General features: G+C 58.1%; 17 protein-coding genes and 2 pseudogenes. 10 read left to right on the forward strand and 9 right to left on the reverse strand.

Going from position 1 to position 23529, the window contains the following annotated elements; translation table 11 throughout:
- The first annotated feature begins 31 nt into the window (after window positions 1–31).
- Together HSEST_RS13740 and HSEST_RS13745 are read left to right on the forward strand one after the other, a co-directional pair.
- Window positions 32–787: an IclR family transcriptional regulator gene (locus HSEST_RS13740; RefSeq protein ID WP_229123079.1), complete on the forward strand. Its 756-nt coding sequence runs from the start codon at window positions 32–34 to the stop codon at window positions 785–787.
- A 374-nt stretch (window positions 788–1161) separates the two neighbouring features.
- Window positions 1162–2238 carry a 2-hydroxyacid dehydrogenase gene (locus HSEST_RS13745; protein WP_229123080.1) on the forward strand — a complete coding sequence of 359 codons (1077 nt, stop codon included), beginning with the start codon at window positions 1162–1164 and terminating at the stop codon, window positions 2236–2238.
- Window positions 2239–2435: 197 nt separating this feature from the next.
- Here HSEST_RS13745 and rdfA read toward each other — a convergent pair whose 3' ends face one another.
- The 3 genes from rdfA to HSEST_RS13760 all read right to left on the reverse strand — a co-directional run bounded on the left by rdfA (window position 2436) and on the right by HSEST_RS13760 (window position 6559).
- Window positions 2436–3056: a rod-determining factor RdfA gene (gene rdfA, locus HSEST_RS13750; protein WP_229123081.1), complete on the reverse strand. Its 621-nt coding sequence runs from the start codon at window positions 3054–3056 to the stop codon at window positions 2436–2438.
- Window positions 3057–3417: 361 nt separating this feature from the next.
- Window positions 3418–5355: an archaea-specific SMC-related protein gene (locus HSEST_RS13755; protein ID WP_229123082.1), complete on the reverse strand. Its 1938-nt coding sequence runs from the start codon at window positions 5353–5355 to the stop codon at window positions 3418–3420.
- A gap of 256 nt (window positions 5356–5611) precedes the next feature.
- Window positions 5612–6559, reverse strand: a complete 948-nt coding sequence (locus HSEST_RS13760; RefSeq protein WP_229123083.1) for an NAD-dependent epimerase/dehydratase family protein — start codon at window positions 6557–6559, stop codon at window positions 5612–5614.
- A 353-nt stretch (window positions 6560–6912) separates the two neighbouring features.
- Between HSEST_RS13760 and galT the strand changes: the two genes are divergently transcribed.
- Both galT and HSEST_RS13770 read left to right on the forward strand, forming a co-directional pair.
- A complete protein-coding gene (gene galT / locus HSEST_RS13765; protein WP_229123084.1) occupies window positions 6913–7899 on the forward strand; it encodes a galactose-1-phosphate uridylyltransferase in 987 nt (328 codons plus the stop codon).
- 91 nt (window positions 7900–7990) lie between these two features.
- Entirely contained in the window at window positions 7991–9070 is a 1080-nt protein-coding gene (locus tag HSEST_RS13770; protein ID WP_229123085.1) for a galactokinase, read from the forward strand.
- 29 nt (window positions 9071–9099) lie between these two features.
- Here HSEST_RS13770 and HSEST_RS13775 read toward each other — a convergent pair whose 3' ends face one another.
- The 5 genes from HSEST_RS13775 to HSEST_RS13795 all read right to left on the reverse strand — a co-directional run bounded on the left by HSEST_RS13775 (window position 9100) and on the right by HSEST_RS13795 (window position 15597).
- Window positions 9100–11094, reverse strand: coding sequence for a beta-galactosidase (locus tag HSEST_RS13775; RefSeq protein WP_229123086.1), 1995 nt, complete (start codon window positions 11092–11094; stop codon window positions 9100–9102).
- A gap of 68 nt (window positions 11095–11162) precedes the next feature.
- On the reverse strand, window positions 11163–12059 hold the full coding sequence (locus HSEST_RS13780) for a carbohydrate ABC transporter permease (RefSeq protein ID WP_229123087.1): 897 nt from the start codon (window positions 12057–12059) through the stop codon (window positions 11163–11165).
- A 1-nt stretch (window position 12060) separates the two neighbouring features.
- Window positions 12061–12975 (reverse strand): carbohydrate ABC transporter permease, encoded by a 915-nt coding sequence (locus tag HSEST_RS13785; protein ID WP_229123088.1) that lies wholly within the window; start codon window positions 12973–12975, stop codon window positions 12061–12063.
- A 9-nt stretch (window positions 12976–12984) separates the two neighbouring features.
- Entirely contained in the window at window positions 12985–14286 is a 1302-nt protein-coding gene (locus HSEST_RS13790) for an ABC transporter substrate-binding protein (protein ID WP_229123089.1), read from the reverse strand.
- A gap of 129 nt (window positions 14287–14415) precedes the next feature.
- Window positions 14416–15597, reverse strand: coding sequence for an ABC transporter ATP-binding protein (locus tag HSEST_RS13795; RefSeq protein WP_229123090.1), 1182 nt, complete (start codon window positions 15595–15597; stop codon window positions 14416–14418).
- 107 nt (window positions 15598–15704) lie between these two features.
- Here HSEST_RS13795 and HSEST_RS13800 point away from each other — a divergent pair, with 107 nt between their 5' ends.
- From HSEST_RS13800 to HSEST_RS13820, 5 genes are all read left to right on the forward strand, one after another.
- Window positions 15705–16886, forward strand: coding sequence for a glycoside hydrolase family 27 protein (locus tag HSEST_RS13800; RefSeq protein WP_229123091.1), 1182 nt, complete (start codon window positions 15705–15707; stop codon window positions 16884–16886).
- 72 nt (window positions 16887–16958) lie between these two features.
- A complete protein-coding gene (melA, locus tag HSEST_RS13805) occupies window positions 16959–18311 on the forward strand; it encodes an alpha-galactosidase (protein WP_229123092.1) in 1353 nt (450 codons plus the stop codon).
- A 200-nt stretch (window positions 18312–18511) separates the two neighbouring features.
- Window positions 18512–19297, forward strand: coding sequence for an IclR family transcriptional regulator (locus tag HSEST_RS13810; protein ID WP_229123093.1), 786 nt, complete (start codon window positions 18512–18514; stop codon window positions 19295–19297).
- 39 nt (window positions 19298–19336) lie between these two features.
- Window positions 19337–20674: a sulfatase-like hydrolase/transferase gene (locus HSEST_RS13815; RefSeq protein ID WP_229123094.1), complete on the forward strand. Its 1338-nt coding sequence runs from the start codon at window positions 19337–19339 to the stop codon at window positions 20672–20674.
- Between the two features lie 132 nt (window positions 20675–20806).
- Window positions 20807–21628, forward strand: a complete 822-nt coding sequence (locus tag HSEST_RS13820; protein ID WP_229123095.1) for a hypothetical protein — start codon at window positions 20807–20809, stop codon at window positions 21626–21628.
- A 419-nt stretch (window positions 21629–22047) separates the two neighbouring features.
- On the opposite strand, the pseudogene HSEST_RS13825 reads toward HSEST_RS13820, so the two are convergent.
- Window positions 22048–22861: pseudogene (locus HSEST_RS13825) on the reverse strand (IS5 family transposase).
- 47 nt (window positions 22862–22908) lie between these two features.
- Between HSEST_RS13825 and HSEST_RS13830 the strand changes: the two are divergent.
- Window positions 22909–23484 (forward strand): annotated as a pseudogene (locus HSEST_RS13830) (inositol monophosphatase family protein); the annotation flags it as partial.
- Window positions 23485–23529: the final 45 nt, after the last annotated feature.

Consider the following 23529-nt stretch of genomic DNA (forward strand, 5'->3'; position numbering starts at 1 on the left):
CTATTTACGTTCATCTATTGTTTACTATTGTATGACAGCCGACGGCGATCCACCGGTCAAGGCGGTACAGACTAGCCACCGCGTGCTGGAGGCTATCATCGATTCGGGGGGAATGACGCTTGCGGACCTGGTCGAGCGGCTGGAACACTCGCGGAGCTCGATCCACAACCACCTCTCGACGCTGACGCAGCTCGGGTACGTGGTCAAGGACGGACAGACGTACCGGGCCAGTCTCCGATTTCTGGAGATCGGGACGACGACGCGCACTCGCTTTACCCTTTACAATGTCGGCCGCGCACACACGGAGAACCTGTCGAATGCGACTGGTCTGAGCGCGAGCTTGCTCGTCTTCGAACGGGGACGACTCACGTGTCTCTACACAGCTCCGGCGATGGGCGTCGATGACCCAGCCGTTGATTCCGGCGACGTGCTTCCCCTGCACTGCACTGCGCCCGGGAAAGCGATCCTGGCAGCGTATCCGCCCGAGGAAGTTTCGGCGCTCCTCTCAGAATCCGAACGGACTCCGTGTACGGAGAATACGCAGACAACTGCGGAGCTCTTGGAGACGCTGGAAGACGTTCGGACCCAGGGATGGGCAGTCGACCGGGAGGAGTGGCAGACAGGTATGAGGTGTATCGCGACCGCTGTCACAGATACGAACGGACGCTTGCACGGCGCGCTCTGTGTCACTGGGCCGACTGACGCCCTGTCAGGCAAGCGGTTCGAACAAGACATTCCAGGCCTGCTCATCAGTTCAGCCCACGAGATACAGTCGGAACTAGAGTAACCACGGCTCGTTGTGACCACTACAACCGGGTAACTGTGTCCACTCTTACTGAATAACCGGCGTTTAGGAATGTCTCTCTTCTATCGTCTCAGTGCATACGACACCTATCTTTACATACGTACTATTGTAACACAAGTCACTTTCATGAAGTCGGAGTGATGTCTACAACAGATCGGGGCAGGCTATCACCTGGGCCAGTGGTTCGGTATTAGTGAACAGGAACAATATTCGAATGAAGCGGTCTAGTGCTGTCGGATGGCCCTGACCCAAACCATTATTATATTACGGATACATTTATTCTCTGGACTGCGCGAAATCGAACGTCGGATCCACGAGGACGTTGTCCTCAGCGACTCGGCGTCAGACCAATAACAATGAAGACACTTGTAACAGCGAATTTCTCGGACGACGGTATCGAGCGGCTCGAATCACTAGGCCTCGACGTCCAGTTCGATCCCATTGAGGAGCGTGACGGTCGGATGCCGGTCGAAGCGCTGAAGGAGCGGCTGCAGGGCGTGAAGATATTCGTTTCTGGCTTCGAAGGCGTGCCGGCGGAGTTGATGGACGCAGCCACCGATCTTGATCTAATCGCCTGCCCCCGCGGGGGGCCGGAAGCGAGCGTCGATATTGGGGCAGCCACCGAACGTGGGATTCCGGTTCTGTATGCTCCCGGCAGGAACGCAGAGACTGTCGCCGATCATACACTGGGATTGCTGCTAAGCATCACCCGAAATATTTCGCTTGCCCACCACCGGCTCCACGAGGGGACCTACACTGGGAGCCCCTCGGCGGATGCGGCCGAAGGAGGGGAGCGAGAGGACGTCACTTGGGGGATCGGTAAGGACTCGCCATACGTCACATTGCGCGGCCCCGAATTGGGCTCACGAACGCTTGGAATCATCGGGTTCGGTCGGATTGGTCGGCGGGTCGCAAAGCGTGCCAAGGATGGGTTCAATATGGACGTCATCGCGTACGATCCCTTCGTTGATCACGTCGAGATGGAGCCGTTTGGTGCTAAGAAGCTGACCGATCTGCAGAAGCTATGCCGACGGAGCGACGTTGTGAGCCTGCACGCGGGGGTAAATCCGACATCTCGCGACTTGGTCGGTCCCGCTGAATTCGAGGCGATGCCAGACCACGCTGTCTTCGTCAACACGGCCCGCGCGGCGATTATCCAGGAGGGGTCACTCGTCGAAGCTCTCCAGAACGACGAGATCTGGGGTGCGGCGATGGATGTCTATCATCAGGAGCCGATTGCCGAGGATGACCCGCTACTTGAGATGGACAACGTAGTTACGACACCACATATCGCGTCCGCGTCTAGGGATGTGATCGACCGTCACTCTACACTAATTGCCGAGGATATTGAGGCTCTCCTATCGGGAGACGACCCGATGCACGTAAAAAACCCTGAGGCCCTGAAAGAGTTCAACCTGACGCTCGGAGAGTGACTTTCTCCTCACCCTGCTCGCTCACGGTTGACGCCGTTCGCTTCTTAAGGGTGAGTTTTCCTGCTTCTATAAAAGAAATAGCGCGAGTCCCACGCGAGAGGAATTCAAATCCGTTGCCTCAGCAGTGCCAGAGTAAACACGGATGCCCCGCGCCACCGTGCGCGGGGTACTTCACGACGCGCATACTGCCGACCGTATTACTCTTCGGCGGCATCCTCAAGCATTTCAAAGATACTGTACTGCTCACCGGTATCAGTATAGACCAACTGTAGATCGACGAGTACGTCGATATCCCCTTCGGGGACGATTCCCTCACGTTGGAGGCTCTGCAGTGCATCTTCGGTGACGGCCGCCGTCCTATCCTGGAGCTTCTGAATGCGTTCGCGGGCGGTATCCAGTTGCTCCTCTGGTGTGGCCTCCGGTTGGCTGACGTTTCGATACTCCCGCAGGTAGGTGTGTATCGACTGATGGGTGACGAAGTCGCTCGTGACGGCCTCAATGTCGACACCGTTCCGGTCGAGTCGTCGTTCGACGCGCGTTCTGATCCCTGCGCTCATGTCCTCGTCGGTCAACTGCTGGTAGAGTGTCTCGACGTCGGTGTCGATCGGGCTAAGGTCGCTGCCCTCGATGGCCGCTTCTAGTACCTGTTCGTTGAAGTAATCGGCAAGATCCCGGAGACTCATCCGCTGTTCGTCTTTTCCAAGCCACCGACGCTCCAGCTCTGCGCCAAGTCCGTCGAGACCGTATTTTTCGATGACACGGGCGACCTTGACCCGCGGTCGTCCTCCATCGGCTCGGCCAATTGATGGCTGCTCCATACTTCTTACTCATCCGTCGGTATAATCATACTGTCGACTGGCCCGTCTCGACTAGTCGCTAACGAGTCTTACTGCAGACATATAAGATAAATATATATTAATGGGATATTATATTATTGCCGAGTCCGAGACGATGTGCTGTCTGACTCTCACCTTGAATATCTACTTATAAGGCGTGAGAATGACGTTTTTATACTTTATACCCATCTCATTGTCTTCTCCGAAAATAATATGATCACATCCTATAAATCGCGCTTGAGAATCCTCTCAATACAAAGTCCTCCAGATCAGATAAATATGCTTGTCTCTGCCTATTAATATTGAATATATTAGAATTATATTGTAATGTAAGAATTCTATCTCATAGTGATCTGATCCGGGCGTAGTTGTCGTCGAGTGCCTGCGCATCTTCGGGCAGGAGCGCGACGAGTAGATAGTCAGGGAAGTCGCTGAAGTGATCGACGAGGTCAGCGATCCGTTCGGAGTCGATCGCTTCTAACGAGTCAAGCAGCACAAAAGGTACTTTCTCGTGGACATCGTGGACGAGATATCCAGCGAGAGCAAATACCAGGCCGGTCACTTCCCGCTCAGATTCGCTGAGGTGATCTATTGTGTCTTCATAGGTCACACCAGAGGCTGTCGAACGGACGACGTGTAGCTCGAAGAATGTCTTGATTGCCTTCCGGCGGCCATCCCGAACCTCGCGCTGGACACGTTCAAGCCAAATCCGCTCGAGGTTATCGTAATTCAGTGTGTCGAGGACACCCTCCATATGGTCGTTGAACGCCTCGATGGCGTCCTCCTCGAGAGTCTCAACGCGGGTCCGAAGGTCCGTCAATTCCTGAGATATTCGCTCGCGTTCGGCTTCGAGTTCCGACTGGTCGTCCAGACGTGACTCGATGCCTTCGATCTCGTCATTGACGTCTTCAAGGTCAGTCTCCAAGCGTCCGAGTTCGTATTCGAGTTCGTTCGCCTCTTGATGGAGGTCAAGAATCTCCTCAAACTGCTCCGATTCGAGAGCCTCAACATCACTCTCTAGGTCCTGGATTGTCGTTTCCACCTCTGAGCGGCGTGCTTTGAGTTGTTCGATACGCTCCTCTCGCTGTTGCAGTTCGTCTTCGGTCTCCGAGAGTCGCCGCTGGTACTCGTGGCGGCGCGCACGTTGTCCTTCCAGTCCCTCCTTGTCGGCTTTCAGCTCGTCAAGCTCGTCGGTCATTTCCCGTTTGGTGTCGAGCTTTTCTTGTCGGAGGGTCCGGAGGTCTTCTATCGTTCCCTCGATCTGATCGCGAGGCACCTCGGAACCACATGTCCAGCAGACGACGTCGTCGCTCAGGAGGTCGTCGGTCGTGTGACCATCATCATCAGTCATCGCCTCATAGACGTCGGTCCGTTCGCCTTCGAGCATCTCCTCGTTGAACCGAACAGTGCTCTGCAGCGAGTTGATCTCGCTATCCAGCCGTCGGCGTCGCTCACGTAGTCTCTCGATCTCTTCGTCGAGGTGGTCGATTGTTTTGTCAGGTGTCTCTGGGAGCGCGTCGAGTTCCTCGCGAAGAGTCGCCCGATCCTGCTTGAGCGACTCGATACTTTCCCGTTCGGTCTCTAACTCGTAGCGGATATCTTCGAGATCGTTACGCGCCTCACGAAGTGCTTCGAGTTTCTCTTCGAGTTGCTTTTGTTCGCGACGTTGTGTCTGCACATCGGCGTCCGCAGCGTCGATCTCGGCCTCCTTCTCGGAGAGTGCCGCCTGCGTCTCCTCAATTTCCGCTTCGAGACGCGTCTGTTCGGACTCCAGTTCGGGGAGTCTCTGCTTGCGCTGTTCAATCGCCTCGATCTCTTCATCGATCTCGTCTTTCTCCGATTCAAGGCGGGTAATTTTCGATTTAATTTCTTCAGTATCGACTGGCCGCATAATGAGATCGCGCAGGTTCGCCCCGGTCGCGACTGCGCGCCGGGCTTCGTTCGATTCCAGGAGAAAAGCAAACAGATCAGCGAGTTCCGGATCGTCGAGATACGGCCCCCCCTCGAATCGGACGTTCTCGTTTTGACGAATCAGCCGTCGACGGTACGTCGAGTCACCTATCGTCAGTTCCACTTCTGCTTCGTCGGCGTCGCCTTTCAACGCGACATTGCGACTGCCGATTGCAGCCATAATTGCCTGCAGGAATGACGTCCGATTGGTCGCGTTCCGACCAGCTAGGACGTTTACTCCAGGGTGTAAGTCGACCGTTGTGTCGTCGATTCCTCCGATATTTCGGGCAGAGATAGTTGCCCCTTCCTCAACATTTTTTGAATCAGACATATACAGTTGTCGTGCCTACTATACTATTAATATTTCGTCTTATTCTGAAGTTTTGCACCGTGTGACCGAGATATTTCGACCGGCGCCACCATCCATTACAAACATACTGATGTAATTTCATTCGACAGGATGAGGACAGCTCGACACCTCAGTCACAGTTCGAGCACTCTCACTCGGTCCACTAACCCTCTGCCGCTCCGTTCACAAAATATGAATACTCGGCGTGGCTGCCCGCGTCGATCCACCGGATGCCAGCCTAACTCAGGTGGGGTTCGTTCTCGGGATCGTCAAGCAGATCGCGCACGCCCTGGCGGATAGTTTCGTCGCTAGAGAGGGTAGGTTCCCAGCCCAGCGCGGCCAGTTTCTCGACCGAGAGGCGCATTTTCGGTACGTCGCCTTCCCAGCCGCGGTCCCCACCTGTGTACTCGTAGTCGGGATCGATGCCTAACTCGTCGCTGACGATCTCGGCGATCCGGGTGACTGACGTTGTCGTTCGCGTCCCCAGATTGTAGGTATTCATTGGCTCGTCGGCGTGCTCGACTACGTGGCACATCGCGTCGATGCAGTCATCGATGTACATATAGGATTTCTCCTGTCGACCGTCACCGAGAATCGTCAGGGTCTCAGAATCTTCCTGCAGTTTGTAGACGAAATCCGGGACGACACCCGCGCCATAACGGGCCCCGACGATGTTGGCAAACCGGAAGTTCCAGACCGTGAAACCGCGCGTGTGCGCATATACTGAGAGCAAGCCCTCTTCAGCGAGTTTCGCCGCGCCGTACTCGCTGATCGGCTCCAAGGGCGCATAGTCCTCGGGCGTCGGCCGCGGCGCCTCGCCGTAGACCGTCGACGAAGAGGTAAACAGGAAGTTCTCGACGCCGACCTCTTCCATACGCTCCAGCAGGTTGTACGTCATCGCCTCGTTGGACTCGAACTGTTCGCGCGGCCGCTCGGCGTTGACGTACTTGTCGGCCGCCAGGTGAAACACCGCGTCTAGATCGCCCGTCACGACCTCCGCAACGACATCGGGATCGGTCAGGTCGCCCTCGAGGAACTCGGCTTGCTCGGGAACGGACTCGCGGATCCCGTTCGAGAGATCGTCGACGACCAGCACGTCGTTGTCCGCGACCAGGCGTTCGGCCAGCGGTGCACCGATCAATCCGGCACCGCCCGTGATCAGAATGCGGCTATCGGTGAGGTCCATACGGGTACCACGTCGTAAATGAGCATTAAATAACTGTCGGTAACTATCGTATAGCGGTTAATAATCACCACTTTACATCGGTACCTGCCGTTCGTCGTGGCAAACCAGATGTTCGTATTTTATGAATGTCTGTGCCGTGCTTTCTATAGTTCGATGACACGCACTCTCGAAAAGGCGGCAGCCGAAGTTAGTCTCGTATCCCATGGATTTTTCACTCATGAAATCGAAGGTGCCGAGATGATAGATCATGCGCAAGCGCAAGCAGGTCAACCACAACGACAAGTACGTCGTGCTCTTCGAGTTCGACGAATCGGACGAGTTGACGCCAGTCGACGAGAAGGCGGAGGGAGACGATGACTGAGCGCAGGTGGGATCCGACGCTCCAGGAGTGGGTCATCACGGCGACACATCGCCAGGAGCGGACGTTCAAGCCGCCCGAGGATTACTGTCCGTTTTGTCCCACTGAGGAGGGCGCAGAGTACCCGACGGCGATCCCCGAGCCGGACTACGACATGGCCGTCGTCGAGAATGGTTTCCCGTCGCTACAGCCCGATCCGCCCGAACCCGCCGTCGAAGGGTCCGACCTCCTACCTGCCGAGCCTGCCAACGGCCAGTGTGAGGTCGTCCTATTCACCCCCGAGCACGACGGCACGATGTCCCAGGAGCCGGTCTCGCGGTTCGTCAAGCTCGTCAAGCTCTGGCGGGATCGCTACGAAACCCTCGGCGAGAAGGCCGACCACGAGTACGTCTACATCTTCGAGAACCGCGGCGAAGACGTCGGCGTCACGCTGCACCATCCACACGGCCAGATCTACGCCTATCCGTTCGTCCCGCCGAAGATTCGCACGGAGCTCCAATCGAGTCGGGACCACCTCGAGGAACACGGACGCTGCCTGTTCTGTGACCTGCTCGATGCCGAACGCGAGGACGACCGGCGGATCGTCGCCGAGAACGACGCCTTCACTGCAGTCGTCCCGTACTTCGCGCGATGGGCGTACGAGGTGCACATCTACGCGAACGACCACCTCCCCTCGCTAAAGCACTTCGATGAGAAACACGAGCGGGCACTCGGATCGCTGCTCAAGGACATCCAGCTCGCATACGACGGCCTGTTCGACGGGGAAATGCCGTACGTGATGGCTATGCACCAGCAACCGACAAACGGGACCGGTGAAGGCTACGCCCACTTCCACATGGAGCTTTACCCGCCCAAACGTACTGCAGACAAGCTCAAGCACCTCGCCGGGAGCGAACTCGGCGCCGGAACCTACATCAACAACAAGCTCGCCGAAGAGTCGGCCGCTGAACTCCGCGAGAGCCTCGACGCTGCGCGGGAGTGACAGAAACGGCAGTCGGCGATCTCTTCGTCGTCGCTGGCACCCGGTTGTTTTACAACCGTGGGCTTCGATTATTCGGGTGGACGATCGTACAATGAGCGACGAATACAGCTATCGCGTGCGTTCGCCGGGTCGCGTGAACCTGATCGGGGAACACACCGATTACACGGGCGGCTACGTCCTCCCGATGGCGACAGACCTCCACACGCAACTGGAGGCGGCGCCGGACGACGACGTGACCGTATACTCGGCGGCGCTCGAGGAGCAACGGACGTTTTCGACGACTGATCGCGAGCGAGACGACGACTGGACCGACTACGTCAAGGGCTGCTACGCAGTCCTCGAAGCGGAAGGGCACCGACCCGGCGGCTTCCGGGGCGAGTTGTCCGGCGATCTGCCGCTGGGATCCGGTCTGAGTTCCTCGGCGAGTCTCGAACTCGCGGTCATGGCCTTTCTGAACGAGGCGTACGACCTCGGACTGTCCCGCGAGCGACTGGCCGAACTGAGCCAGCGCGTCGAGAACGACTTCGTCGGCGTCTCCTGTGGCATCATGGACCAGTTCGCCGTCGCGCTGGGCGAGGCAAATCACGCCCTGCATCTCGACACTGGCACCATGGAGTACGAGACGGTCCCGTTCCCGGAGGACGTCCAGGTCGTCGTCTTTCACACGGGCGTCGAGCGCGAGCTCGTCGACTCGGCGTACAACCAGCGCCGCGAAACCGTCGAGGCGGCGATGAAAACGCTGGGCGTCGATTCCTCGGTCGAACTCGAAGCCGACGACCTCGACGGGCTCACGCCACGCCAGCGCCAGCGACTGGGCTATGTCGTCCGGGAGAACGACCGTGTCGACCGAGCTGTCGAAGTCCTCGAAAGCGGTGACGTCGGAGCGTTTGGGAACCTTCTAGTGAAGGCACATCACGACATCGCCGAGAACTACGAGGCCAGCTGTCCGGAGCTGGATTATGTCGTTGAGGCCGCTGTCAAGCAGGGAGCCTACGGCGCACGGCTGACCGGCGCCGGCTGGGGCGGCGCAGCGATCGCCCTCGTTGACGCCTCCGAAGCAGAAACCTTCGCGAAGTCGCTGCAGGAGGAGTACGAGTATCGGTTCCCCGAGCACGATCCGGCCGTCCACCTGATCGCGCCCTCTGACGGTGTCTCCGTCTCCAGAATGTGACGCTGTTCTCTCGTGTCACGGTCCGCTGTTCACTCGCGTGTCACAGTCACGTCTCCGAGCGTGCCTTCGAAGACGCTGACATCGTAGGCTCCGACGCGCTCGTCGCCGATGAGCCAGGTAGCGGCGTTCGGGACATCGACCGACAGCGGTGCGTCCGTGAAGTTCGTCACCCAGACGTGCCCGTCCCGCTCGGCGACTCGAACGCCGTCGGGAAGTGGTGCGTGGGTCGTGACCCCAGCCCGCTCGAGGAGGTCATCAACGAGCGCGTCGGTCAGTCCGCGCTCGGGCCAGACGCCGCAGTACGTGGCGCGTCCCTGGCCGCGCGTGGCGTCGACGATAGCTGGCTGTCCGTCGCCCAGACCGCTGCGATGTTGCCCACGGACCGTTGCGTCGTCGGGGTCGAGCCACTCGGCCCACGTCCGGTAGTCGTACTCGTCGCCGTCGTAGACGACCTGCGTCGGTACCTGCACCGGGAGGCTCTCGTGCTGGGTGACGCTCGCGCCGATCAGATCGGCGAGCGGCCCCGGTTGTAGGGCGTCAGGCAACTTATTGTACGGGCCCTTTTCGCCGCTTCGGGCGCCAACCAGAAGTTGTCCACCGTCCTCGACGTACGCTTCCAGCCGGGTCGCTAGCGCGTCTTCAAGGAGATACAGCGTCGGCGCGACGACAGCCGCGTACCCATCGAGATCGCGATCCGGAGGAACGATGTCCACCTGCACGCCGCGGCGGCGCAACGCTCGGTAATAGGTTCCCACGTGCGTCCAGTAGTCGAACTCCGGCGCGTGGGGCTGAATATTTGTGGCCCAGAGACTCTCGTAACTGTGGAGCAACGCAACTGGGGCGTCCACGGCTCCGAGATCAAACAGTTCCTGGGCGGCGTCGCTCGCTTCCGCATAACCGCGGTCGGGCGACCCGTCTTGTTTTCGCAGGCCCGCGTGGTACTGCTCTTGGCCCTGTCGACAGCGTCGCCACCGGAAGTAGAGCACGGCGTCGCCGCCGTGGGCGACCGCGTGGTGTGCCCACAGACGCATCGCGCCCTCGGCGGGCTGGGGGGCGTGCGGCGGCCAGTTGACGTCGCCCGGTTGCTGTTCCATCACCCAGAACGGCTGCTCCAGTGCACCGCGGTAGAGGTCGTGGTTCAGCCCGACCTGATCCGGATCGCCCGCCCGTAACTCCTCCACGGTCGCCTCGGCTTCGCGGCGGTCTTGGACGAACCCCGTCGGATAGGAGTCCCACGAGACGAGGTCCAGATCGTCGGCTACGTCGTAGGCGTCAAGCGTCGAGAAATGCCCCATGAAGTTGTGTGTCACCAGCCAGTCGCCGTTGATCTCCCGGAGGATCTCTGTCTGCAGGCGGTTGTACTCGACGACGCTGTCGCTGGCGAACCGGTAGTACGCGAGCAGCCTCGAGGGATGGTGTTCGGCCGGCGTCGGCCCCGGCGGTTCGACCGCCTCGAAGTCGGGGTACTGCTGGCTCCAGAAAGTCGTCCCCCAAGCCTCGTTGAGCGCGTCGACGTCGCCGTGACGGTCAGCGAGCCATTCACTGAACGCATCCGAGCAGTCCTCACAGTAACACCGGACGGTCTCGTGACAGCCGTACTCGTTGTCGGTCTGCCAGCCCGCGACGTGTGGGTTGTCCGCGTAGCGCTGTGCCATCCGGGTGACGATCCGTTCAGTCTCCTCGCAGTAGGCCGGAGAGTTGAAACAGTAGTGGCGACGGCTACCGAACTCTCGGACGGTTCCGTCGGGGTCCTCCTGCAGGATCTCGGGACGCTCGTCGACGAGCCACTTCGGCGGCGTCGCGGTCGGGGTACAGAGGATGACCTCCATCCCGTGATCGCCGATCAACTCGATCGCCTCGTCGAGCCACTCGAAGTCGAACTGGCCGCGCTCGGGTTCGATCCGTCCCCAGGAGAACTCGGCCATGCGGACGTACTCCAGTCCGGCTGCCGCCATCTGCTCGATATCCCGCTCCCAGCGCTGGCGCGGCCAGTGTTCAGGGAAATAACAGACTCCGACTGTCATATACCGGTTGACTCGGGCCAACCGCTAAAGCGTTTTGCCGGCGCGAAAGAAAGACGAAAGGGGTGCAGTCAGTTACCCTTCATACCACCGCTGGCGAGTCCCTCAACGACCCATTTCTGGGCGACTGCGAACAGCAATATCACCGGCGCCATCGTGATAACCGCAGCGGCAATCAGTAGATTCCACGCGACGGTATTCTGGGCCTGAAACAGCTGCAGGCCGAACGGTAGCGTTCGGGTCCCTGCCGTCTGTGAGAGAATGGACACCAGCAAGAAGTCGTTCCACGATAGAATGAACGTGTAGAAGCCAGCGACGGCGATTCCGGGCATCGCAAGCGGGAGGATGATCCGCCGTATGATGCTCAGGTGCGAACAGCCGTCCATTTTCGCGGCCTCGTCGAGTGATTCGGGAATATCGTCGATATACCCCTTGAGAAGCCACGTACCGAGCGGAATTCCAATGACCGAATGAGCGATGACGATACCGAGCAGCGAATCGACGAGATCCAGTGAGAACATCAAGATGTAGAACGGAATCAAGATGAGTACGATCGGGAGCATCTGCGTCGAGAGGAACGCGTACAGGAGTCCGTTCCGTCCCGGATAGTCGAACCGGCTCATCGAGTATCCGGCCAGGATTCCCACAGTCAACACCAGCAACGTCGTCGACGTGGCGACAATCATCGAGTTCATGAAGTACGTCCGGAAATCACCTCGTGAGAGGACCGTCTCGTAGTTTGCGAGAGTGAGATCACCGAGCGACGGGATCAGCTCCGAGGAGAACAGGAAGTCCTGGCTAGTGAACGAAACCAGAGCCATGTAGATGACCGGCAGCAGCAGGAACGCAAAATACAACCCTAGCACGAGATACACACCGAGCGCACGGCGCGGAGACATGTCTTCGCCTAACCATGCGTCGATTCGCTGAACGAGGTTGCGGTCTTCAGAGTCCGTGCGGGTTGCCATGTTACTCGACCTCCTCCAGTTTGACGTAGACGATAGTAAATGTGAGCATCAGGATCAGCATCACGACACCGATACTGGCACCGTACCCGAGCGCGTACTGCTGGAACGCCTGCTTGTAGACGTACGTGGCAAGCACTTCAGTATTCCCCAGCGGTCCACCGCCGGTTGCGAGGTAGACGATATCGAAGTTCTTGAACGTGAACGTGACGTGCAATACGATCATGATCATCGATACGTAGGATATCTGGGGCAGCGTGATGTACCGGAAGCGCTCGAGCGGGCCGGCACCGTCCAGCCGTGCAGCCTCGTACTGTTCTTTCGGGATGGAGTTCATCGCAGCTAGCAGTGAAATCGCGTAGAACGGGACGTTCCGCCAGACGTGCATGACCACGATCAGCGGGAACGCCACGCCTGGTTCGCCGAACCAGTAGGTCGTCTCCATCCCCAGACTATCGAGGACGATGTTGACCGGGCCGAATCCGTTCTGGACCATAAATCGGAAGATGATGACCATCACGATGATCGGCATCACCCAGGTCACCATCGAGAGACTCCTGAAGACCCCGGCACCGGGAACTTTCTCTTTCAGTGCCAGAGCCAATCCGAGTCCCAGGAGGTACTGGAACGAGACGGCCAGCGCGGTCAACAGGACCGTATGCCACAGCGCGGCTTTGAATATCGGATCGGTCGCGAGTGCACGGAAGTGCTGCAGGCCGATGAACTCCATCTCGTTGGGACTCAGTAACGACACCTCGAAAAACGCCAGATAGAGCCCACGGAGCGTGGGATAGCCGATGACGACAGCGAGGAGTAGCGCCGCCGGAAACACGAACGCGTAGCCGATCCACGTGTCCGTGAGAAACGACGAGAACTCCTCCCTGTATCGGCTGAATTGCGACTCTGTCTGCGTTGCCATGGAAGTAAGTTAGATTTCGCTCTCTTTGCCTTTCAGTGCTTCGTGGAACTGTTCGCCGGCGTCGTAGGGATCAGTCTCCCCGTAGGCGACCTCCTGCATGTACGTGTAGAACTCCTCGCGGACCGGGCCCCAGGTCGCTTTCGCCAGCGCACGACCGGTCGTGAAGATGTCGGTCATCGGCTGCCAGTTCTCGTTTTCGATGGTCGACTCGACGTCCTCGTGGACGGGTGTCATCGCTTTGCCCGACGCTTCAGGGTCCTCGGCCATGCCTTCGTCAAGTGTTTCGGGATGGGTATACGCCTGAACAGCCGTCTTGGCTTTCTCGATTTGATTCGAGTGTGTGTTGGCCATGACCGGCTTGACCTCGAGGAACGTCCCCTTCGAGGCCCCATCCGCGCGCGGCGGGTGGGCGATCTGGGTCTTGTTGTTGAGGATGTCCTTGGCCGTATCGCTGCTTTGAATGTTTTCTCCTGTCGTCCAGTTACGCATCCACGTACCGCTTTCGATGAAGGCGTAGTTACCGTTAATGTAGCCAGGATCGTTCGTCTGCCAGCCCGTACCGAGATCGTCCGGATCGCCGACCGGGTTGTCGGCCGCGTAGATCTGGTAGTACCAGTTGTCGAAGACCTGCCCCAGCGCGTCGGCCTCGATGTTGAGCTGCCAGCTGTCTCCATCCGGGACGTACAGTCGGTCGGTATGCTGGTAGATGTGGGTCATCCACTCCTGGAAAGCCCGGACGCTCCCGTCTTTCGTGCAGTTGTGAAAGCCGGTCAAGTCGTCGTACTCGTCGTTGATCATCCTGCCTATTTCGTGGAACGCCTCGGCCGACTCCGGGACGTCTTGACCGAGTTCGTCGAGGATGTCCTGGCGGACGAAGAACGCTCTCGCGTTGCCCTCGTAGGGGAGCGCGTAGAGCGTGTCCTGGTATGTCATCGCCTCGATGGTGCTGTCGACGTACCCATCAAAGTAATCCAGCGATTCGGCGAAGTCGTCAAGCGGTTCTAGGTGTCCCGCTGCGATGTACTCCGAAAGGTGGCTCAGCGTCCCCTCGATCGCGTCTGGCTCGCCTGTGCTCGCGCCCGTGAGGAACTTTTGCCGGAGGTCCTCGTACGCATACCGGCTGATCTTGATCTCCTCACCAGCCAGCTCCTCGTACATCGACTCGAACTTGTTCCGCCAGACCGGTTCTGCGCCTTCGGTGTTCGGGAACCCGTACTCCCACATGAGGGCCTGCCCGCCGTTGCCGTTACCGCCGAGTGCATTACAGCCTGCGAGACCGGCTGCCGCTCCGACGCCGAGTCCTTTCAGCATCGACCGTCGACTCAAGCCACTGGAACCTGACTCGTTCATGATTTAATGCCCATTGAGCGCTTGTAGCGGATATTATTTATACCTTTCCCAGAAGATCTCTGAGAGTATGGAAACAAAGATCGCAAGTCCTCACTCCGTACCGGCTTCCACACCGTCGGGATTCTGGAGGCCAGGTAGCGATTCGACGGCTTCGTCGGTCGGGCGGGTGCGGTTCCGGAGCGCCTCGCCCGTCTGCCCGTCGAACAGGTGAATGCGGTCCTGCGGGAACTGGATTGTCAGTGTCCGTCCTGCCTCGATGACCATATCACCCTCGAGTGTCGCCGTGTACTGCCGCTCGCCGATGTCGAGGTAGACGTAGGTCACTTCTCCGAGCGGCTCGGTGACCTTGACCGTCGTCGTCACGGCATTAGGCTCGTCGGCTGTGGCCAGCTCGATGTCCTCCGGTCGGATACCGAGAGTGAACCGTTCACCGTGTCCCTCGATGTCCGCGTAGACGTCCTCGGTGAGATCGTACCTGAATCCCTCGTGGATGAGTGTGGGATCGTCACCTGTGGTGTCCAACTCGACATCGAAGAAGTTCATGCTCGGCGAACCGATGAAGCCGGCGACGAACTCGTTTTCGGGCTCGTGGTAGCATTCCAGTGGCGTCCCGATCTGCTGGAGTTCGCCGTCGTTGAGCACGGCGATCCGATCGCTCATTGTCATCGCCTCGGTCTGGTCGTGTGTCACGTACAGCGTCGTTACTCCGAGGTCCTGCTGCAGCTCCTGAAGCTCGGTCCGCATCTGGGTGCGCAACTTCGCGTCGAGGTTCGAGAGCGGCTCGTCCATCAGGAACACCTCGGGTTCGCGGACGATCGCCCGTCCAAGCGCAACCCGCTGCTGTTGACCGCCCGAGAGTTCGTCCGGTTTCTTTTTGAGCAAGTCAGCGATCCCCAGCATCTCTGCCGCCTCGTCGACCCGTGACTCAATCTCGTCTTCCGGGAGATCAGTCGCCATCTTCAGACCGAACTCCATGTTCTCTCGGGAAGTCATGTGCGGGTACAGCGCGTAACTCTGGAACACCATCGCCATATCCCGCTCTTTGGGCTTCTGATCCGTTACGGTTGTTCCATTGAGGACGATATCGCCCTCCGTTGGCGACTCCAGCCCCGCAACACACCGGAGCGTCGTCGACTTCCCACATCCCGACGGGCCGACGAGAACGATCAACTCCCCGTCCTTGATCTCGATGTCGAGGTCGTCAACAGCGACGATATCACCGCCGTCGTCGCGGAATACTTTGGTGAGGTCTTCGATCTCGAGTTCTCCCATGCATGGCCCCTCTCGATACACTCACTTATGTCTTTATTATTCTGTATTTACACTACTTGGCGAAGATAGTGAGAAGATATTTATACTTGTGTCATGCAGGTAGTCGCATGTTCGCGACGGACGACACGAACATAGCCGCGACACCACCGATGGGCTGGAACTCCTGGAACGCGTTTAGCTGTGACGTGACCGAGGAGGACATCCGCACTGCGGCGGACCAGCTCGTCGAGACCGGGCTCCGGGACGCCGGCTACGAGTATCTCGTGGTCGACGACTGCTGGATGGCCGACGAGGTAGACGACGAGGGTCGACTCCAGCCCCACCCGGACGATTTCCCGAGCGGTATCGAATCGCTGACCGAATACGTCCACGAGAGAGGGCTCAAGTTCGGGATCTATTCGTCGGCAGGCACGCGAACCTGCCAGGGGCTCCCGGCGAGTCTCGGACGCGAACGGCTGCATGCCCGGCAGTTCGCCGACTGGGGCGTCGACTACCTGAAGTACGACAACTGCGGCGATCACGAGAGCAACGATGCGATCGCGCGCTACAGCGCGATGGGGAACGCGCTCGCAGACGTCGACCGCGACATCGTCTACAGCATCTGCGAGTGGGGACAAAACGAGCCGTGGCGCTGGGGTCGCAACGCCGGCGGCCATCTCTGGCGAGCGACCCACGACATCGTCGCGAAGTGGACGACCGACGAGCAGGAATTCGGACTCGGGATCGTCGACATCATCGATCAGATGGACGAGCGCGGGATGGCTCCCTGCCACGGTCCCGGCGGATGGAACGACCCTGACATGCTCCAGATAGGGAACGGACCGGACTCCGGCCAGTCACAGCTCGAAGATGTCGACGTCGACCGTGCGCTGACGCCCGCCGAGGAGCGAACGCACTTCAGTTTCTGGTGTCTGTTCGGCGCGCCGCTGATGGCCGGCAACGACCTCACGGCGATGGACGACTGGACCCGCGAACTACTGACTAATGAAGACGCCATTGCGATCAATCAGGACCCGCTGGGGATCCAGGGAACCCGCGACGGCGTCCTCGGGGAGACGGAAGTCTGGAGCAAACGACTGGCCGGTGAGGAGTGTGCAGTGATTCTGTTCAACCGCGGCGACTCGACCACGGATATCCAGACGACTGTCGAGACGATCGACATGCCGGTCGATGCAGCGACCTACACCGTGCGAGACGTCTGGAACGACGAAATCCGGGAAACTGACGGTCGATTGCACGCGACGGTCGATTCTCACGATGTCGCGATGTTCCGAGTTATCCCCGAATAACTGCCTCCCTTACACTCCGAGAATTTCGAAAATTGGATAAGTTTTATTATCATTCGATATTGAGTGCTTTGCATGCCGACAATCACGTTTATCGGTGCCGGCAGTATGGTGTTCGCCACGAACCTGATCGGGGATATTCTCTCCTACGAGGAGCTATCCAACAGCGAAATCAGGCTGATGGACGTCGACGGGCACCGACTCGAACAGACTCACGCGGTCGCGGACGCGATGATCGAAAACGAGGAGCTCGACGCTACCGTCGAGGCGACAACCGATCGGCGAGCGGCGCTCGACGGGGCAGATTACGTCCTCAACATGATCAACGTCGGCGGGACGGAGCCGTTCGAGAACGAGATCCGCATCCCCGAAAAGTACGGAATCGAGCAGGCCATCGGCGACACGACGGGACCGGGCGGCGTGTTTCGTGGCTTACGGACGATCCCGACGATGCTCGATATCGCCCGCGACATGGAAGACGTCTGTCCCGACGCCTTGCTTTTGAACTACACGAACCCGATGGCGATCGTCTGCAAGGCCGTCGACGAGGCGACCGACATCGAAGTCGTCGGACTCTGTCACTCTGTCCCACATACGGCCGAAGCGATCGCTGAGTACGTCGGCGTGCCCGAAGACGAACTCGACTACTGGGTCGCGGGCATCAACCACATGGCGTTTTTCCTCGAAGCGAAACACGACGGCGAGTCTGTTTATCCGGACCTCCGAGAAGCCTACCACGACGAGGAGACCTATCGCAAGGACACAGTCCGCTTCGAGATGCTGCGTCATTTCGGCCTCTTCCCGACCGAGTCAAGCCATCACATGAGCGAGTACGTCCCGTACTTCCGCACCGACGAGGACACTATCGAGGAGATGACCGGAACCGACTACGCCGAGCGGATGCCGACAGCGACGTATCTTGAGGGCTGGACGGAGCGGTCTGAGGATCGTGATAGTCCTGAACTCGACGTTAACCTCGAAGAAGTCGGTGTCGAACGGTCCGAAGAGTATGCGGCACGGCTCATTCACTCGCTTGAGACCGACACGCCGCGGCGGTTCAACCTCAATGTTCCCAACCACGAGAACTCGATCACGAACTTGCCGAGCGACGCATGTGTCGAGGTTCCCGTGTTCGCTGATGGGACGGGGATCCACCCGTGCTCAGTCGGCGAGCTACCACCTGAGATCGCAGCGCTCAATCAGCAGCACACGGCCGTCTACGAACTCGCCGTCGAGGGTACGCTGGAGGGTGACCGTTCGAAGATCCACAAAGCCGTCAAGCTTGATCCTCTTTCGTCGGCGGCCTGCACGCTTGAGGAACTCCACGAGATGACTGAAGAGTTGATCGATGCAAACGAGGCATATCTCCCGCCGCTTGAGTTCCCTGAAGACGAACAGGTCGCGATGCCCACAGCAGCTGACGACTGATCGTGGCGAGTGAGACGTTCCGTCCCGGTTGTGCTGCTAGCAGGCGACAAGAACTCACGTTCACAAAATATGAACGTATGCCGCCCACATTGGTGTTTGTCGCCTTGAGAAGAGGGTGTCCCTTGGAGACGGTATCAGTTGCCCGCCAGTTCGTTCATACTTTGTGAACAATTATGTGCTCGGAACCGCACAGGGATGGTATGGACACCCCGAACATCCCGGAGGCGTCGACCTTCGACCGGCAGACTGCGAAGACGACCGTGACGACATTCCGGATTGTTGAGGCACTCAAACGACAGCCGTGGACCCGTGTGAGTGACCTCGCCGACGAGCTCGACTTGGCGAAAGGGACTGTTCACAAGCACCTTTCGACGCTACAGAAAGTGAACTACGTCGTCCAGGAAGGCGAGCAGTATCGGCTAAGCCTCCGATTTATGGGGCTCGGAACGACTGCCCGATCGAATCTGGAAATTTATCAGGTTGCATATCGCCCGGTTGAGAAACTTGCCGAAGCGACGGGGGAAGTCGCGAGTATAATGATAGCCGAAAACGGATATGGCGTATACGTCCTCAGAGTGAGTGCCGAGGGGCGTCCCGACATCGATATCCGGGAGGGTGATAGTGTCCCGCTAACGGCAACTGCTGGCGGCAAGGCCATCCTCGCAAACATGTCTACAGAGGAACGTGACCACATTATCGATCGCAATGGGTTGCCCGAATTGACAGAGAACACAATCACCGATACGGCAGAACTCCGCGATGAACTCCGGCGCGTTCGAAACAGACGCCGGGCGATTGACCGGGGTGAATACCACCCTGATCAGCGGTGTGTCGCTGCACCGATCACGAATCTAGAGGGTAATCCATTGGGTGCTGTCATTGTGTCAGGTCCATCAGACCGAATGAACGAGAAGGTCAATACCGCCGACTTCACAAGTCTCGTCGGAAGCACCGCTGATTCGATCCAGAGTCATCTGTACCACTAGGGGATCACATACAAGTCGGTGTGCGTCTATATGGCCGGTATGGACACCGACGGAACGCCGCCGAACGTCGTGGTGGTCCTGACGGACCAGCAGCGGTGGGATACGCTTGGGGCTTACGAGAATCCGATGGGGCTGACGCCGACGCTTGATGACCTCGCACGTGAGGGCACTCTCGTTGAGCAGGCAATCTCCCCACAACCACTGTGTGGCCCCTTCCGAGCGGCCCTACAGACGGGCAAGTACGCCACGGAAACAGGTGTCTGGCAGAGTGCAATTCCCCTCGAAGAAGGCGAACAAACGCTTGCCCACCGATTTTCGGCTGCCGGGTACGATGTCGGATACGTCGGGAATTGGCACCTCGCAAGCACGTTTGACGATCCCGTACCGCCGGCCCAGCGTGGCGGGTACGAGGACTTCTGGATTGCGGCCGATGTCCCTGAATTCACCACTCAGCCATATCAGGGCCGTCTGTTTGACGCCGACGGGGATCCGGTAACATTCGACGATTATCGCGTTGATGCGTTCACCGACTTCGCCATCGAAGGGATCGAAACGCTGAGCGAGCCGTTCTTTCTCGTGATCGGGTACGTCGAACCGCACGACCAGAACGATCGGTGGACGTTCGTCGCCCCGGACGAATACGCTGACCGCCACGCGAAGCGTCCGTATGTTCCCGACGACCTTGTGGATCGTCCCGGCGAGTGGCATCAGGAACTTCCAGATTATTATGGCATCGTTGAGCGGATCGACGAACAGGTTGCGGAGTTATTAGATGCGCTCTCCGATCACGACATTCGAGATCGGACGTTGTTGGCATACACATCGGACCACGGCTGTCACTTTAGAACACGGCCCGGCGAACACAAGCGGACTCCGCACGAATCCGGAGTTCGGGTCCCGTTCATTCTCGCGGGACCGGGATTCGACAACGGTCGCAATATCCAGAGCGTCCGCAGCATGCTTGATCTCCCTCCGACAGTGCTCGACGCTGCCGGAATAGACATTCCTGACTCGATGCGCGGCGAGAGCCTCCTCCCAGTCGTGCGCGGCGACGTCCCTGACGATGACGGCGAGGCATTTATCCAGGTCAGCGAGTCCCAGGTCGGTCGTGCGCTTCGGACCGACCGCTGGAAGTACGCCGTTGCGGCACCTACAATGACCGGATGGCGTGGCGGAAACGCTGATCAGTCGAGTGAGATCTACGTTGAACGATATCTGTACGACCTTTGGACGGATCCGGGCGAGACGATCAACCTCGCTGGTCGGCCAGAGTATCGGGATGTCGCCAATGATCTCCGCGAACGGCTGCTCGACTACATTGCGGATGTCGAAGGAGAGAAACCTTCGATCAAGCAATTCGATCGCGGCTTCCCGTGATTGTGACACTTTTCGAAGTATTGTTATCGCTGTTTCATCGACCGTAATCGACTTGTCCCAGGGGGAGCATATATGATAATAATGTGCGCTGTATCTGTAACTCAAACTGACAATCCTCGATGGGGACGCTGTGTGCAATTGGCGAACGGTACTGTGCGGGCTGAAATCAGCACAGAAATAGGCCCGCGGATACTCCACTTTGGCTTTGAAGACGGAACTAACGAATTCCGAACGTACCCTGAAGAACGCGATGAGTTTCCGCAATATGGTGGTCATCGCCTCTGGCACGCTCCCGAGGCGCATTCTCGTACGCACGTGCCTGATGACTTGCCCGTCGAGTACGCGATTCAGGATGGGGTAGTGCGCGCAACCCGAGAGATGGATCCTGGATCGCCCCTACGTCGCGAGCTTGAGGTTCAGATGTCGCCGTCGCAACCGTCGATGACCGTCACGCACCGCATTCACAATGAAGGCCACTGGCCGATCAAATTCGCTCCGTGGGGGCTTACCGTGCTCAAGGCTGGCGGTACTGCAGTGTTGCCATTCTGCCGGCAAGCACCGGAGGACTCCTTACAGCCTGATCGGTCCATCCAATTCTGGCCGTACACTCATCCTGACGACGACCGCCTCCACTTTGATCAAGAGGCTATTACAGTCCAGCAGAACAACGACATTGATCGACCACTGAAGATTGGCGCTACTGTGAGTGATGAGTGGGTAGCATACGTTCGGGACAATCGCGCGTTCCGAAAGGAGATCACGATTGACCTGGACGGGTTGTATCCTGATGGAGGGAGTGCCGTTGAGGTCTATACACAACCTGGTTTTCTCGAACTCGAAACACTCGGCACGCTCGAAACTATCGACCCAGACACGTGCGCGGTCCATACCGAAGTGTGGACGCTTCTGGATAACGTTTCCAGTATTGACGCCCTCGTTGACGGTGCTACCTGATATCTCTCCCGGGCCAAGTTGATTTACGAATGTATGCTTGTAATGGCCACCTCTGCGTTTGCAGGTTGCATTTAATAACAGATAGTTTATGAGATTACAAACATTTGGTTGTAATACTATGCTTCCCATACTGTCGTTGTCTCGGTTCTGTATAACAGAATCAATCATTAAAGATCTAATCACTGCTGTTCTACTTAAAAGAATCACTGCCTTGTTGAACGCAAGACAGCGACGGGGTAGGGGCGATTGTTTGTAGTCTCACGCCATCAGAGGCAGGTATGTGGAGTCAGAAGATGCAGTAGCCGTCACTCACGGTGGTTGTCGAAGGGTCAAAACTATGGTATCTTGCTTCGTTGTTTCGGTGACGACGGCGATGCCTCTCCCGGATACGTCCGGAGAAGGGGGGCAGGCGGCGAGCCCTAACTCGCCGCCTGCGTTAGGTTATGGACTATGCACTTCCGAGTCAGCTCCCGGAACTGGCCGTGCCAGCTCCGGGAGCGGAGCTTCTCGCCGTCGTCTTCCTTCAACTGCGAGAAGCCCGTCTCACTCATCCAGCGTTGGTTGTAATCCTCGTTCATTCGGGCGTTGTGAGCCTTTTGCAACGGTGTCTGCTCTCTGTGCTTGATCAACGGTCGCGTTGAGTTGGAGCGACACTCCTCACGGAGTTCGCCCCACGAGTAGTTCGCGTCAGCAGACAATACACGCAGGTCTTCCGCGTTCCGGCGGAAGACCTGCATCCCGATGTGGCCGTCCCATGCCTTCTGTGTCGTGAAATGAACGTCTTTGATCGCTAGGGAGTTCACGTCGATCAAGATCGTTGTCTTCATCGACTGGAACGAGTAATTTGCACGGTCACGGTAGTGATAGCTGGTCTGATCACGCTGGAAGCCACTTGCATCGATTGCGGCTTCACCACTCCAGCCCGCCTGCTCCGCGCTTCGGCGGAACAGGCGGCGGAGTTCACGCATCCGATACTCGTCTTCCCACCGGCAAAACGAACTGTAGTGTGGTGCCTCGTCAAGATCAAATACGGCGAGAATGCCGGGCATCTCGTTGAGGTAGTCTTCAGTTTCACGAAGACTCTTCTTCAACTCAACGCGGAACAAAATCAACGCGATCTGTGTCCACTTGGCGTACCCGTCCGCGCCGTCCGGCGCGGCGGTACGTCAGGGTCGTCTACGTGTTGTTTGGCAAGACTTCGATACATCACCGCTACCGTCTGAGCGATCTCATATCGCCAGATGGCGTCCAATTTCCGGTTAGCTTGACGGAATCTTCCTGTGAGAGCGTCTGAAACTCCGGTCAGCCAGCGGCAAAACAAGGCAAAAACAGATGTAGTTACCGCCGCGGATCGAACTGCTCAGCGGGCAGTAGCTGACAGGATTAAAGAAACGTTTCCGAACGACACAATTTATGGCGAGGAAGGCACAACGGCAACAGCAATCTCTGAGACTGGTCGAACATGGGTGATTGATCCAATCGATGGCACCAATAACCATGTACGTGGGAATCGTCGCTGGACAACCAGTGTCGCCTGCCTTGTCAACGGCCAAGTAGTTACGGCGGTGAATATCCTCCCTATGATGGGCGACACCTATGTCGCAACAACAGACGGAGTCTATCGGAACGGAGAACAGGTGTCCGTCAGCGATCGAGTTGATATGGACTGTTTCAGAGTTGTACCGACGTTCTGGTGGGGATTTGAGCGTCGGATTGAGTTCACAGCTGTGACAAAATCTATTATTCAACTCTTTTCTGATATGCATCGGATCGGATCAACACAGGCTGCTTTGTCTTTACTTTCCGCTGGTAGCTTCGAGGGTGTTATTACGAATGTTATGACGAACCCTTGGGATACTATTGCTGGTGGTAGTGTTCAGATAAGTATGAATAATGAGGCG

It is taken from the genome of Halapricum desulfuricans (assembly GCF_017094465.1).
Taxonomy (GTDB): Archaea; Halobacteriota; Halobacteria; order Halobacteriales; family Haloarculaceae; genus Halapricum.

What these genes read in the sequence shown, in the direction of transcription:
- HSEST_RS13800 (WP_229123091.1), top strand. Translation starts at nt 15,705, where the DNA reads ATGTTCGCGACGGACGACACGAACATAGCCGCGACACCACCGATGGGC.
- HSEST_RS13780 (WP_229123087.1), bottom strand. Translation starts at nt 12,059, where the DNA reads ATGGCAACCCGCACGGACTCTGAAGACCGCAACCTCGTTCAGCGAATC.
- HSEST_RS13790 (WP_229123089.1), bottom strand. Translation starts at nt 14,286, where the DNA reads ATGCTGAAAGGACTCGGCGTCGGAGCGGCAGCCGGTCTCGCAGGCTGT.
- rdfA (WP_229123081.1), bottom strand. Translation starts at nt 3,056, where the DNA reads ATGGAGCAGCCATCAATTGGCCGAGCCGATGGAGGACGACCGCGGGTC.
- HSEST_RS13815 (WP_229123094.1), top strand. Translation starts at nt 19,337, where the DNA reads ATGGACACCGACGGAACGCCGCCGAACGTCGTGGTGGTCCTGACGGAC.
- HSEST_RS13775 (WP_229123086.1), bottom strand. Translation starts at nt 11,094, where the DNA reads ATGACAGTCGGAGTCTGTTATTTCCCTGAACACTGGCCGCGCCAGCGC.
- HSEST_RS13760 (WP_229123083.1), bottom strand. Translation starts at nt 6,559, where the DNA reads ATGGACCTCACCGATAGCCGCATTCTGATCACGGGCGGTGCCGGATTG.
- HSEST_RS13810 (WP_229123093.1), top strand. Translation starts at nt 18,512, where the DNA reads ATGGACACCCCGAACATCCCGGAGGCGTCGACCTTCGACCGGCAGACT.
- HSEST_RS13795 (WP_229123090.1), bottom strand. Translation starts at nt 15,597, where the DNA reads ATGGGAGAACTCGAGATCGAAGACCTCACCAAAGTATTCCGCGACGAC.
- HSEST_RS13755 (WP_229123082.1), bottom strand. Translation starts at nt 5,355, where the DNA reads ATGTCTGATTCAAAAAATGTTGAGGAAGGGGCAACTATCTCTGCCCGA.
- galT (WP_229123084.1), top strand. Translation starts at nt 6,913, where the DNA reads ATGACTGAGCGCAGGTGGGATCCGACGCTCCAGGAGTGGGTCATCACG.
- HSEST_RS13745 (WP_229123080.1), top strand. Translation starts at nt 1,162, where the DNA reads ATGAAGACACTTGTAACAGCGAATTTCTCGGACGACGGTATCGAGCGG.
- melA (WP_229123092.1), top strand. Translation starts at nt 16,959, where the DNA reads ATGCCGACAATCACGTTTATCGGTGCCGGCAGTATGGTGTTCGCCACG.
- HSEST_RS13770 (WP_229123085.1), top strand. Translation starts at nt 7,991, where the DNA reads ATGAGCGACGAATACAGCTATCGCGTGCGTTCGCCGGGTCGCGTGAAC.
- HSEST_RS13740 (WP_229123079.1), top strand. Translation starts at nt 32, where the DNA reads ATGACAGCCGACGGCGATCCACCGGTCAAGGCGGTACAGACTAGCCAC.
- HSEST_RS13785 (WP_229123088.1), bottom strand. Translation starts at nt 12,975, where the DNA reads ATGGCAACGCAGACAGAGTCGCAATTCAGCCGATACAGGGAGGAGTTC.